Source organism: Methylobacterium fujisawaense (assembly GCF_039619325.1).
GTDB classification, from domain to species: Bacteria; Pseudomonadota; Alphaproteobacteria; order Rhizobiales; family Beijerinckiaceae; genus Methylobacterium; species Methylobacterium fujisawaense.
This window is the reverse complement of the sequence record NZ_CP155007.1, coordinates 58,185-70,879: the sequence shown is the minus strand read 5'-3', so window position 1 is coordinate 70,879 and position 12,695 is coordinate 58,185. Positions and strand designations below refer to the sequence as shown.

Sequence of the window (12,695 nt, the reverse complement as noted above, 5' to 3'; positions counted from 1 at the left end):
GAGACCGGCGCGATCCGGTCGCGGACATTACAGGAGAGCAGCGATGACCGACATCTCGCGCAGAGGGATCCTGGGGGCGGGCGGCCTCGTGCTCGCCGGCACGTCGATGATCAGCGGGCGCGTCCAGGCCGCGGGCCTGCCCGAGGCCCCGATCATGGACAAGGCGACCATGCAGCCGCCGCTCTATCCGACGAGCGGGCCGGACTACCAGCCGGTGGTGACACTCAACGGCTGGACGCTGCCATGGCGCATGCGCGGCGACTGGAAAGAGTTCCACCTCATCGCCGAGCCGGTCGTGCGCGAGATGTCACCCGGCATGAACGCCAGGCTGTGGGGGTACAACGGCCAGTCCCCGGGACCGACCATCGAGGCGGTCGAGGGCGACAAGGTCCGCATCTTCGTCACGAACAAGCTGCCGGAGGCGACCGCCGTGCACTGGCACGGGCAGACGCTGCCCAACGGCATGGACGGCGTGGCGGGTCTGAACCAGCCCGGCATCCCGCCGGGCAAGACCTTCGTCTACGAGTTCATCCTGAGGCGCTCCGGCACCTTCATGTACCACCCGCACTCGGACGAGATGATCCAGATGGCGATGGGCATGATGGGCTTCTTCGTCGTGCATCCGCGCGACCCGGCCGAGCGGCGGGTCGACCGCGATTTCGTCTGGCTGCTGAACGCCTACGACATCGAGGCCGGGTCGTACGTGCCCAAGGTCAACACGATGCTCGACATGAACATGTGGTGCTTCAACAGCCGCGTCTGGCCCGGCATCGACCCGGTCGTCGTTCGCCAGGGCGACAAGGTTCGGATGCGCTTCGGCAACCTGACCATGACCAACCACCCGATCCACGTCCACGGCGTCGACTTCAAGGTCACCGGCACGGACGGCGGCTGGATCGACCAGGACAGGCAGTGGCCGGAGGTGTCGGTGGACGTCGCGGTCGGGCAGATGCGCGCTATCGAGTTCAACGCAGACGCCCTCGGCGACTGGGCGATGCACTGCCACAAATCGCACCACACCATGAACGCCATGGGCCACTCGGTGCGGACGTATATCGGCGTGAACCTGAAGAGCACGGCCAAGCAGATCCAGAAGATCGCGCCGGGCTACATGCCGATGGGGTCCACTGGCGGCGGCATGATGACCGAGATGGAGATGCCTCTGCCTGAGAACACGCTGCCGATGATGACCGGCGCGGGTCCGTTCGGGTCCGTGGAGATGGGCGGGATGTTCACGGTGCTGAAGGTCCGGGCAGGGCTCGCCGCCAACGATTACCGCGATCCCGGCTGGTATCAGCACCCGCCTGGCACCTTGGCTTATGAGTGGACGGGCGATCCGCTGCCCGAGCCGAGCCGCGATCCCAAGACCCCGCGGGGCAAGCGCGCGCGAGAGACCGACCTGCACGTCGTCGACCCGCGCACGCGCCGCACCGCCTCGAACTCGGGCGGTCACGAGAACCACTGAGCCGCAGGGTGGTCGACGAGCGGACCGGTCGTATCCTCGGCCGCCGCTCGGACCGCCGGCTCAACAGTTCGGAAGCGGGCATGCCCGTTCCGAAGCCCGCTGCGCGGGCCGTCCAACCCGCCCCTCACGGGGCCCGCGCAGCGGTTCGTCCCACCATAGGAGAACACCATGACGCGTACGACGTCCCGCGCTGCCCTTCTCGCGGTAGTCCTGGTGACAGCTGCGCCATTCGGGATCGCCCGGTTCGCACAGGCCCAACCCGCCAGGGGCGCGGCGGGCGAGTTCGAGCGCGTGCGGAGCGTGATGTCGGATCGCTTCAAGACGACGAAGCTGACGGGCGACCCGGACCAGGATTTTGCCGCCCTGCTCATCGCCAGCTTCGAGGAGACGCTTTTCTTGGCCAAGGCTCAGCTGAACTACGGCGGTGATCGCGAGCTGCGGGAGGTGGCACAGAAGATCCAGGATGAGCAGCAGGAGCGGATCGACGCGCTCAAGAAGTGGCAGGTGCGCAGCCGCGAGCCCGGCTACCGGGAGCAACCGAACCGGACCCCGTCCGGTGAGGGACCGCTCGACCGCCCGGCACAAGCCGGTCCGGCCCAGGCGCAGGCGGCTCCCTCTTCGGCACAGCCGCCCGCCGCCTCCGCTTCAACCGCAAACACGCCTCTGGTCAAGGGCACGGTGCAGAAGATCGACGACGCTGCCGGCAAGGTGACGCTCGATCATGAGCGGATCCCCAACATCGACATGGACGCGATGACGATGGCGTACAAGGTTCAGGATCCGGCCATGCTCAAGGACTTGAAGGTCGGTCAAAAGGTCCGATTTTCGGCCGATCGCGTCGATGGCGCCATCGCCGTCACGCGGATCCAAAAGGTGAAATGAGGCGCCTGGAGACTATCTCTGCATGGGCAGGTTGCGGCAGAAGGGATTGCAACGCAGCGATGCTGAGGTTCGGCATCTCGGCTATTCGAGCGGGATGTTGTTGCGCAGCCATTCTCGGAGTCCCGTCTGTGGCCATGGCACGGGACCTCACGAGCGCGCGAACTACGGCTGCGCCCACACAGGCTTCGCTGACCGATACCGCACGAGGTCTTCAGGCGCTCGGCATCGGCCGAACTGAGTACACCGACCTGCTTACGCGGGAGGCGATGGCCAAGGGCTTGCCGCCTGCGGTTGCCGAGGCCGTGGCTTTCGTCGAGAGTGGCTTTAATCCCAGCGCTGTCGGTAGCGTCGGCGAACTCGGGTTGATGCAGGTCCGGCCGGCCACGGCGGCGATGCTCGGGCATACCGGGCCGGCCGCAGACCTCCTCAATCCAGAGACCAACGTTCGTTTCGGTGTTACTTACCTCGCGCGGGCTTGGACGCTTGCAGGAGGGGATCTCTGCCGCGCCCTGATGAAATACCGTGCCGGGCACGGCGAGGAGCGGATGACCGTGCGTTCCGTCGAGTATTGCCGGAGGGTGCGCGATCGCTTGGCGACGGCGGGCTCGCCGCTAGCGGCAGCCGTCCTACCTGCAGCAGCGCAGAGCTCGGCAGGTAGCCGCTCCGTGGCTCCGCCGATTGGGCAATCAAGTCGCCGTGCAACGGTCCTCGCCGCGGTCACAGCGCGGTTGTGGGCCGAGCATGCCGCCCGCGTCCGAACCATCGCGGAAAGGGCCGCCCGTATCATGAGAGGTAGCTGAGGCTTTCAGCGGAGGCGTCCTATTTCTCGTCGGTTTTCACGGTGGTCGCGGCTGCAGCCATGCAATCGTCTCGGTCGAAACGGTAAGGTGTAGGGGGCCGGCATGAGTAAGAAACTTGCCCGTCTACAATATACGACCGGCGGCGCAAAGGGTCCGCGCAAGCGACGACGCGTTCGAGCGTTCGTCGCGCGCGGAGCCGCGCGCGATTTCTATCGCATCATACTGTTGCTTGCCGTCATCGGGATCATCTTTAACTGTGTCCAGACGTATGCATCCCTAAATTAAATTTAGCCTGTAGGCCTGCGATGGTTCGCCTTGCAGGGAAGATGGGGCAGGTGCAACGTGGGTCTGCTTCGGAACTGCTAAGCACAACGGCGGCAGGCGGTGGTGATGATCAGCGCGACGAGCCCGATCTCGTGAGGCGGGCTTTTATGGGCACCTCGGCCCTACACTCGAAGAATGCTCTCAAGCCGATCTGGCGAGCTTCTCACGTCGAGTGGCCCTCTTAGATGCGAAGGGCCTCGCCGACTGAGCGTCTGCTCCTACGCCGGCCCATCCGACGCGCTCCAATGTGTCCAGTAGCGTGGAACGCGGTACCCTGAAAGTTCGACACACCGACGCCTTGCTGGCGCCCCCGTCGAGCGCCGCGACGATCTGCTCGACAGTTTCCGAATTGATGGAGGGCGGCCGTCCCCCCTTTCGCCCGCGTCGACGCGCAGCTGCAAGGCCTGCTGTGATCCGCTCCCGGATCAGCGCCCGCTCGTACTGGGCCAGCGATCCGAACAGATTGAACAGAAACTCGCCGTGCGCCGTAGTGGTGTCGATCGCCTCGGTGAGCGAGCGGAAGGCGACCCCGCGCTCCCTGAGCGCCTCGACGATGCGGATGAGATGGGAAAGTGAGCGCCCGAGTCGGTCAAGCTTCCACACTACGAGCACGTCGCCGGAGCGAAGGTCGGCGAGGCAGGCCTTCAGGCCTGGGCGGTCATCGCGCGCGCCCGACGCCCGATCCTGGTGCAGGTGACGTTCGTCGACGCCGGCGGCGAGGAGTGCATCTCGCTGCAGGTCTACCGATTGGCGCTCGTCGGCGGAGGAGACACGCATGTAGCCGATCAGCATGTGCGAAAAACCCAAAAATAGACGTTGCCGTACAATGCCACGATCCGACAGGGTTTGTCGCGCAAGAAAGCGGCGTCGGAACCGGCTTCGTGTGACCTTCAGCGATAAATGGCAGTGTTTTTGGAGCACTATGTGGCACCGATGACGAGGGTGCTCCTCGCGGCCTCGACAACATCGTCCGTGATCACCTTGAGCTCATTGATCTTGAGAATGCGTGCGATCTGCACGAACAGGCGCTGAAGCAGCCGGAAGTTGCCGCCCGTAATCCGCGCGATCGAGGCCACAGCCTGCACATCGGTGAAGTCCGCGTCGTCCAAGGCAAGGCCGAGTTGACGCCAGTGGCGCGTCAGCACGAAGGTGAGTTCGTCGCCCTGTAAGGGACGGTAATGGTGGGCGAACCCGACACGGCTGTAGAGCTGAGGATAGCGCGACAGGCGCTTCTCGATCCCCGGCATGCCGATCAGGATCACGCCGATCCCCGTCCGGTCGAAGACATCGCGCAGGTGCTCCAGGCCCGTGGTCGAGAGTCGCTCGGCTTCGTCCACGATCAGGAGCTCGGTCAACCCGCGCGCAAAGCCCGTTGGCCTCCCTTCCCCGCTCGCATGGTGTTCGCCGAGACAGGCATCCATCCGCACGGTGAGAAAGGTCACCTCGTTGCGCAGCACCCGCAACGAGCAGGCGACCGCCGGAGTGTAGAAGACGCTACAGCTCTGGGCGAGCACGCCATAGATCTTGGCGTCCGACGGCTGTCGCGGTCCCCAGGTGTCGAGGAAGGGCTCGGCCACCTCCCAGCGCGCATAGCGACGTGCCGAGAGTGTCTTGCCGACCCCGGCCGCCCCGTAGCAGAGGCCGATGTAGCGGTGCTTGCGCACCGCATCGGCGAACTCGATGAAGCGGCGATGCTCCTTGGTGGCGATGAAGGCGCCCGATCTGGCGGTCATCCCTCGTCCTCTGCCTGATACACGCGCAGCTTGAGCCGCGGCGGCGAGCGGGCCGGGGCGATCTGACGGTTGAGACGGACGGGATCGGGCAGGAAGTCCGCGACGCGCGCCACGCGCTCGTTGATCGCAGCGCGAAGGCTGCGGCGGTGCAGACGGCGCGCCGCCTCGATGTCCTTGAGGCTGAGAGCTTCTCCAGCGTGCTCCTCGTTCACCGCCCAGCAGAGGAAGCGCTCACGGTGGAACACCCGGATCTCCGACACATCGCGTGGGTCGTAGCGGATCGTGACGGTCTCGCCGACATAGGCTGCCAAGGTCGATGCGACGTACCGCAGGCCCTGGAAGTGAATGCCGTCCCGACGCACGCAGCGTGGCTTGGCGACCATCACCAGCAGGAGGTCGAGCGCCTCCAGGCTCTCGGGCAGGCGGGGCAGGAAACCGTTCGCCCGCCATGCGTCGAGGGGCGCTTGCCCGATCTCGCCGTGCGTGCGCCGATGATAGGCGTCGCGGATGAAGGCGCCGATTGCGCGATCCAGATCCGCCAGTGACAGGGCTGGTGGGCTGACCGGCCCGCCCGCGACGAGGTGGCCGGGCAGCTCGGGGAGGAGTTCGGTGTTGATGGTTCCGAACAGGCGCTCGATCTTACCCCGGCCCTGCGGTCGCGCGACGCCGGAATGAACGATTTGCATGTGCAGGCTCGCAGCCACCTGATCGAGATGGCGGCTCGTGAAGTCGCTTCCGTGGTCGACATAGAGCACGTCCGGGATGCCGCAGACCGGCCAGGCCGCATCGGCCTTGCGCCAGATCGCGTGACGGAGTGCGAGGCTGGTGTTGAGCGCTGAGGGCGCGCCCAGGAACAGCATGGTGCCCGCGATTGCCCGTGAGTGGTCGTCGATCACCGTCGTGAGCCAGGGCCGGACCGGCCTGCCGTCTTCGTCGAGAGCCATGATGTCGAGCAGGGTGTGATCGGCCTGCCAGAGCGCGTTGGGCATGCTCGCCCGATGTCGGCAGATCAGCTCGTAGCGGTCCCGAAAGACGGTCGGTCCGTCCAGGGCCAGGGTGACCATGGCCGGGTCGAGGCGGGAGAGGATGGCCCAGGTCGTACCGTAGGAAGGCGGGGGCCACCCCTTCGCCTCGGCGACGGCCGTAATCCTGCGATGGATGGCGGCGGCCGAGGATCGCGGTTTTCTCAGGCCCATCCCCTCGATCAGGCTGACCAGGTCGGCGGGCAAGCGGTAACGGCCGACATCGCAACGGACGGCACGGGCCAGGCCCGCCAGTCCGTCGCGTCGAAATCGTGTCAGCCAGCGCCGGGCCGTTCGCAGCGGCACGTCGGCGTCCGCGGCGGCCCGGGTCAGAGGCACGCCCTCCTCCAGGGTCGGCCGGAGCACGGCAAAGCGGGCCATGGCGCGCTGGCGTTGAGGCTCGGTCAGTTCCACGAGGGATGCTGCGGCTGTGTCGCTCCGCATGAGGCCGTCCCTGACCCGCACGTCACAGGACGAGGCCTGTCCGGAACCGACCGGTTCTGGACAAGGTCACGCGACCTGTTCACAAACTAGCTTCTTCGAGTTCCGGACAGGTGTCTAGTTCCGGTCATGGTTTTCGGACGAATTCGCCTCATGCCGCGCACCTTCGCCTATCTCCGCGTCTCCACTCCTGGTCAGACCACGGACAACCAACTTACCGAGATCCAAGCGGCCGGGTTCACCATCGAACCGCGCCGCCTCGTGACCGAGACCGTGTCGGGCTCCATCGCGGCCAGCCAGCGCCGCGGCTTCGCGCGCCTGCTCGACCGGCTGGAGGCGGGCGATGTTCTCGTGGTGACCAAGCTCGACCGGCTCGGGCGCAACGCCATGGACGTGGGCGCCACCGTCGCCAAGCTCGAGGAGTTCGGGGTGCGGGTTCACTGCCTGGCGCTGGGTGGGGTCGACCTGACGAGTTCGACGGGCAAGCTGACGATGAACGTGATCAACGCCGTCGCGGAGTTCGAGCGCGATCTCCTGATTGAGCGCACCCAGGCTGGCTTGAGCCGGGCGCGGGCGGAAGGCAGGCGGCTCGGCCGGCCGGCCAGTCTCACGGGCGAGCAGCGCGAGGCGGTGACGCGCCAGATCGGGGACGGCGCGAGCGTGTCGGCCCTGGCGCGGACCTTCAAAACCAGCCGGCAGACTATTCTGAGGATCAGGGACGCGACCGCACCTGCCTGATCGCATCGGCGTCCCCGGCGCACCGGCGGGTGTGTCACCAAGCTCTGAAGTAAACGCGCCACTTATCGCTGAAGGTCACACTCGAACTGAGGCGGTCTACGGTGATCGGTGGCCTCCTGAACGGGGCTCAACGGCTGAACCAGCTGATGAATGCAGTCAAGTAAAAGAGTCTGCGAGCTATCCAGTGCAGGTAATGCCATGACCCAGACTCGGGTGGGCGCAGCCATCGGCAGCCCACCCCAGAGAGCCAGGTCGGTCTTGTGACTTGAGTTGCGCTTCGAAGTCTTCGGTCTGCGGTAGGGCCGCTCGGTGTGCGGGCGGCTCATCGGCGTCGGGACATGGTGGCGACCAATCCAATTTCATTGTAACGATCGGCGCTTGCCTTCCGAATTCCTTGGCAGGACCGGTATGAGGCGATGATTTGAAAATGGTGTTTTCAGGAGAGTTAGACTTCGTTTCATAATGCTCGTGCCAGCCGTCTAATGAGGATCATCGCGGCAGCCAAGACGAGGAAGCCGAGTGTGGAGGACGGGGTCGCCTCGTGGTCGCGAGTCAGCCTGCGGCAGCGGCTGATCCAACTGAATGTCCGCTCAATGGTGTTCTCGCAAATGACAAATTCTGCCTGACGCGTGCGGCTCAGCTGCGAGTGAGTTGGCGTCGTGGTCCCTTTCCAGCGTCGGCACGATCCCGGGTTCCCGGTGAGATCACCGGCCGGGCAAGAGAGCACGTCGCGCGAGCGCGACGAAGATGCTGAGTTGTTGTTCGTCCATGACCCTGCCTTACAAATGCGGGCTCGGACCCGAGCGGCCGTCCGGGGTCGGGAGTGTGGCTGTGACGGCCGCACCATGCTCTGTCGCGGGCTTGCAAGCCCAAGGCAAACGCGGGCTGACCTTATCCTTTAGCCTCACTGGCTTCGCGCCAGCGCGCAGCTCAGAGATACAAGGCAGTCCGTCGCGCAGTACAGCTACGTCAAGAGCGAGTAAGAGTGGCGGCCAAGCGCTTCCACTACGACAGGCTCGAACAGCTCCGAGCCCACCCCCATCTGTTCATCGACGCCTACAATCATGCCCGTCAGCTCAAGACGCTGCGCGGCCTCACACCCTGCGAGCATGTCCGTCAGGTCTGGACGAAAGAGCCTGAACGCTTCAGGCTCGACCCGTCACACCACATCCCAGGACCATACATCTAGGAAGAGTTCTTGACGTATAATTTCGGACCAAGTATCGTAAAATGTGAGTCACGAGCCGTCGAATCACCTCAAAAGTCTTCGTATTATTGATTGCAATGTTTATATATTTGCATTGATAGGAAATCCGCAACCCGTCCCACTGTGCTTAGGCGCGCAGACGCATGCTATATATTAAGACTGGCTGAATGTAGATACTTGTTGACGGGAGAATGCCTCATGATCGGTAGGATTGCAAATCTTTGGTCCTTACCTGTTTTCAAACAGGTGCGGAAATCTAGCTCACTCAACAGCGCCCTGCGGCTCGGGTACGGTCAATTTTGGGGCAAATTCCTTTCACGGTCAGACGCGGAGCAATTTCTAAGGTCATCAAAAAGGATCAGTTACGATAATTCCGAAGTTGTAAAAATCAATTTTAATTTATTCAGAAGTGTTCATCTATTTGACTGGCCCGTTATGTATGTTCTTCGGGAACTAATTTATCAAGGGAGATTGCATTCAGTTGTCGATTTCGGCGGACATGTGGGCGCAAAATACTACGCTTACCGCAGCATAATGACCTTCCCTCCAGAACTCAAATGGAAAATCGTCGATGTGCCAGCTGTCTGCGATGAGGGACGCAGGCAGCTGGAGAGAGGCGATGAAAGCCTGAGTTACCATGATGACCTCAAAGAAATCGATTCCTGCGACGTTCTGCTATGCGCCGGATCTCTACAATATTGTGAGTTTTATCTCGACCACATTCTTGAAAAAATGCTGCATCGTCCTCACACCATCATCCTTAACAGGCTCGCGGTGTCGGACGAGGAGTTTTATACGCTGGAAGATTTTGGTCCCGGACGGATGCCACATCGGGTCGTGACCACGGATGTTCTCGCAAACATCCGTGAGATTTTCGGCTATGATATAATCCACCAGTGGAAAATCCCAGACCGGGATTTCATCGTCCGACATCGGACAGGGGAAAACTTGGTAAAAATGATCGGTCAAGTCTGGGAAAAACGGTCTGAAAAGGAACATTTCAAGAACGCATAAGCTCGATTTTGTCCAATCGGACGGGTCATCGAGGGTGTGAGGTGATGAAGCGGGCGTGCCGGGTAGGCTGGTTCGTCCCCGCCAAAAGACACAGCCATGCTGCCCCTGCCTGCCTGCTTTGTCACCTTCGCCCACTCGATGCGCCGCAGATGGCCAAAGTCGAGTTTAGTCCGAGCTGGCAGGCATCGAGTACCAAATGCCATTTGGCTGGCCAAACCGACACTCGCATGTGGACTGCAAAAACAAGATCGTCGCCGTCAGTCTATATGTTGTTCAGATGGTTATTTTACTGTATCAACATAATATCCTTGCCATGATTGTTGATTAAAATTCGGCATAATGATATTCACTCTCGAAAATAGCGGTTGCGATCGATTTGGATTGATCGCAGACAGCACGAAACTTCGGTCAGTTGCGTTCCGGTGTTCAGTTTTATGACAAAATTTGGCTGATACGGTCCAATGAATATGGGACTCCCATGGCTCAGGCAGGGTCTGATCTTCTTCGACCCTGCCGTCGCCGAGCTTCCAACGTTGATCCAGCAGGGCTTCGAGCGTCGCGCGTTAGTCCCGCGTTTGGGCGTTGTCGTGCTTCTACTCCTCGGCGCTCTTGCAGATTACGGGCACGGCCCGCGTACCGTTCACTGGATTGTGCTCCTGGCCTACGCGGTCGTCACGGTCGTGGCGGCGGCGGGCACGTGCGCGCGATCCGCCCGTGTCCAGGCATGGCTGCCACTCGCGACCACCTGCGTCGATGCGGTCATCGCCGTCTACGTCATCGCCGAACACGTTCCGAGGCAGGTTGCCGATACGCATTTGGCCACCGAGAGTTTCAGCCTTCTCCCGGCGCTCCTGTTTGTCCTGCAAACAGGCATGCGACTACAACCTCGTCTGACCGCGGTCTTCGCCCTGCTTGTCGGAGCAGGATGGATCTCTACAATCGCCATTCTATCGAATTCCGTCGGCTTTGGCGTCTGGAGCGGTGACGTTTTTGTCCAGCAAGCCATGAACTTCGTGGCTTTCATGGCGGCGTCTGGTTTCGTGTTTGCGACCACTGTCTGGATGCGCCATGCCACCACCTCGGCCTTGCGCGCTCAGGAGGAACGCATCATCCTTTCGCGGTTTCTTCCGGCCGGTGTGGCCTCCGAGGTTGTTCGAGCGGGCGGCACCGCCTCCGTCGCCGAGCGCTACGCCACCTTGCTCAGCGTCGACCTTCGCGGCTCCTCGGCGATCGCGCGAGCCTATCCGCCCGCGGTATCCGTCGGCTGGCTGCTGGAGTTCAGGCGTCTTATCCATGATGCTGTGAGCGCTCATGGCGGCGTGATCGACAAGTACGTTGGGGATGGCGTCCTCGCGCTGTTCCTGGGCGGCGATCAGGCTGAACAGGCCGCGAAGGCGCTGGCAGCGGTCGAGGCCGCGTTCAGAAACCTTGCTAAGCTGAACGACGAGCGTGGCCATGCCGCTCTACCTCCGCTTCGGATCATTGCGGCGTTGCATTGCGGTCCAGTGCTGGCCGGCGTGTTCGACGATGGCCGTCGCGCCGAGTTCACGGTCCTTGGGCCTGTGATGAACGACTTGTCGAGAATAGAGCGACGAGCCAAGGAGGAAGACCGGGATGTCGTCGCTTCCGCCGATCTGCTTCGATGGCTGCCTCGCACTGAGCTCGACCGGGTCGGCACCCTCGCGCTGGCGGCTCGCCAGCCCACACTGCCACGACTGTTCGTCTTATTTCCGGGCCTCGATCTCGGCCATTCGGGCCCGGTCCACGGTTTGTGAAGCATCGATCGTGAGCCCATAAGGCTGATGTTCGGGCAAGGTGATTCAGGCTCACGGGATACGGCGGTGAGCGCAATTGCGTGGCAGGCGACGATGCGGGCAAACGGCGTGGCAAAGCCCCTTTGGCTGCTGATCGGCGCTCTCTGCGCCAGCTTTCTCGGGAGCACACCTGCTTCAGCGCAGTCCCTGACGATCGATCTGAGCTCCGGCGGCGTGAGCGAACGCGCTCTGCAACTCGTGGCGCTCGTCACGGTCCTTTCTCTCGCACCGTCGGCCCTCGTAGTGGTCACCTCCTTCACCCGGCTCGTCGTCGTATTCTCGATCCTGCGCTCGGCACTCGGTACGCAGTCGGCGCCCCCGAATGCGGTCCTGGTCGCCCTGGCGCTGTTCCTGACCGCGTTCGTCATGGCACCCGTCGGGCGCCAGGCCTATACGGCCGGCATCGCGCCGCTGTTGGCCGGAGAGATACAGCAAGGGCAGGCCTTCGAGCGGACGCTCGCGCCATTCCGCGCGTTCATGCTCAAGAACGTGCGCGAGAAGGATCTCGATCTCTTCCTGAAGATGGCCAAGACGCCACCTCCGGCGAGCCCGGAGGAGATCGGGCTCGAAGTCGTGACCCCGGCGTTCATGATCTCGGAATTAAGCCGCGCGTTCGAGATCGGGTTCCTGCTGTTCATTCCCTTCATGATCATCGACTTGGCCGTGTCCTCGGTCCTGATGGCGCTCGGCATGATGATGATGCCGCCCACCAGCGTGTCCTTGCCGTTCAAGCTGATCTTTTTCGTTCTTGTGGATGGATGGTCTCTCCTCGTCGGCTCTCTCGTTCAGAGCTTTCATAGTTGATGTGAAGCGAAATCTATGAAGAGCCGTCATCGCTGAGCCGATATACCTCGATGCCTGTCGGCCGCTCCGGGCTCGTGCGGTGATCGTGTGATGGGCGCGGGATCACCGCTCGGTTTACGATGCCCTTCGTGTTTTTCATTCCGTCGAACAGTTCAGGCTGTAGCGCCCGCGGTTTGTGAGACGCTGCGAAGGAGCCTACGCGGCGATGGTCGCGCCCGCCGCCGAGCCTGCTGGATGCGGCCCCGCCTGAAGAAAGCCTTGCTCGTCGGCTCTCCTCGGCTCCCGCTACGACGACACGCGGCGTGCAGGAGATGGCATCATCATCAGGGCGCTCGGCACCCGCACCAGGTTGGGCGTCGAGGTTGGGCTTTGACAAGGACCTGATGGCCTGTGCGGTTCGCGGCCTCTCTGCTTCAGTCTAGGCCGGCGGCTCTCAGGACAACCCCAACCC

Annotated in this window: 10 protein-coding genes and 2 pseudogenes; 8 read left to right on the top strand and 4 right to left on the bottom strand. The window is 62.9% G+C overall.

Annotated features, from left to right (window positions below; all coding sequences use genetic code 11):
- The first annotated feature begins 43 nt into the window (after positions 1 to 43).
- The 3 genes from ABC766_RS33550 (at position 44) to ABC766_RS33540 (ending at position 3,147) form a co-directional block, all read left to right on the top strand.
- A complete protein-coding gene (locus ABC766_RS33550; protein ID WP_345822992.1) occupies positions 44 to 1,465 on the top strand; it encodes a copper oxidase in 1,422 nt (473 codons plus the stop codon).
- Between the two features lie 168 nt (positions 1,466 to 1,633).
- Positions 1,634 to 2,347, top strand: coding sequence for a copper-binding protein (locus ABC766_RS33545; RefSeq protein WP_009866987.1), 714 nt, complete (start codon positions 1,634 to 1,636; stop codon positions 2,345 to 2,347).
- A 134-nt stretch (positions 2,348 to 2,481) separates the two neighbouring features.
- On the top strand, positions 2,482 to 3,147 hold the full coding sequence (locus tag ABC766_RS33540; protein ID WP_345822991.1) for a transglycosylase SLT domain-containing protein: 666 nt from the start codon (positions 2,482 to 2,484) through the stop codon (positions 3,145 to 3,147).
- A gap of 465 nt (positions 3,148 to 3,612) precedes the next feature.
- Here ABC766_RS33540 and ABC766_RS33535 read toward each other — a convergent pair whose 3' ends face one another.
- The 3 genes from ABC766_RS33535 to ABC766_RS33525 all read right to left on the bottom strand — a co-directional run bounded on the left by ABC766_RS33535 (position 3,613) and on the right by ABC766_RS33525 (position 6,607).
- The gene (locus ABC766_RS33535; RefSeq protein ID WP_053620539.1) at positions 3,613 to 4,263 is read right to left on the bottom strand and encodes a recombinase family protein; all 651 of its coding nucleotides are present in this window, start codon (positions 4,261 to 4,263) and stop codon (positions 3,613 to 3,615) included.
- A gap of 128 nt (positions 4,264 to 4,391) precedes the next feature.
- Positions 4,392 to 5,204 carry an AAA family ATPase gene (locus ABC766_RS33530; RefSeq protein ID WP_053621440.1) on the bottom strand — a complete coding sequence of 271 codons (813 nt, stop codon included), beginning with the start codon at positions 5,202 to 5,204 and terminating at the stop codon, positions 4,392 to 4,394.
- Positions 5,201 to 6,607 carry a Mu transposase C-terminal domain-containing protein gene (locus tag ABC766_RS33525; protein ID WP_083460988.1) on the bottom strand — a complete coding sequence of 469 codons (1,407 nt, stop codon included), beginning with the start codon at positions 6,605 to 6,607 and terminating at the stop codon, positions 5,201 to 5,203. Before ABC766_RS33525 ends, ABC766_RS33530 begins: the two co-directional genes overlap by 4 nt.
- 213 nt (positions 6,608 to 6,820) lie before the next feature.
- On the opposite strand from ABC766_RS33525, the gene ABC766_RS33520 reads away from it, so the two are divergent.
- The gene (locus ABC766_RS33520; protein WP_053621441.1) at positions 6,821 to 7,405 is read left to right on the top strand and encodes a recombinase family protein; all 585 of its coding nucleotides are present in this window, start codon (positions 6,821 to 6,823) and stop codon (positions 7,403 to 7,405) included.
- A 457-nt stretch (positions 7,406 to 7,862) separates the two neighbouring features.
- Here ABC766_RS33520 and ABC766_RS33515 read toward each other — a convergent pair.
- A pseudogene (locus ABC766_RS33515) lies at positions 7,863 to 8,000 on the bottom strand (IS5/IS1182 family transposase); the annotation flags it as partial.
- A gap of 399 nt (positions 8,001 to 8,399) precedes the next feature.
- Between ABC766_RS33515 and ABC766_RS33510 the strand changes: the two are divergent.
- From ABC766_RS33510 to fliP, 4 genes and pseudogenes are all read left to right on the top strand, one after another.
- Positions 8,400 to 8,594, top strand: a pseudogene (locus ABC766_RS33510) (IS3 family transposase); the annotation flags it as partial.
- A gap of 216 nt (positions 8,595 to 8,810) precedes the next feature.
- Positions 8,811 to 9,626, top strand: a complete 816-nt coding sequence (locus ABC766_RS33505; protein WP_345822990.1) for a methyltransferase, TIGR04325 family — start codon at positions 8,811 to 8,813, stop codon at positions 9,624 to 9,626.
- Positions 9,627 to 10,087: 461 nt separating this feature from the next.
- Positions 10,088 to 11,401: an adenylate/guanylate cyclase domain-containing protein gene (locus ABC766_RS33500; RefSeq protein ID WP_345822989.1), complete on the top strand. Its 1,314-nt coding sequence runs from the start codon at positions 10,088 to 10,090 to the stop codon at positions 11,399 to 11,401.
- 93 nt (positions 11,402 to 11,494) lie between these two features.
- The gene (gene fliP / locus ABC766_RS33495; RefSeq protein ID WP_009864350.1) at positions 11,495 to 12,244 is read left to right on the top strand and encodes a flagellar type III secretion system pore protein FliP; all 750 of its coding nucleotides are present in this window, start codon (positions 11,495 to 11,497) and stop codon (positions 12,242 to 12,244) included.
- Positions 12,245 to 12,695 lie beyond the last annotated feature (451 nt).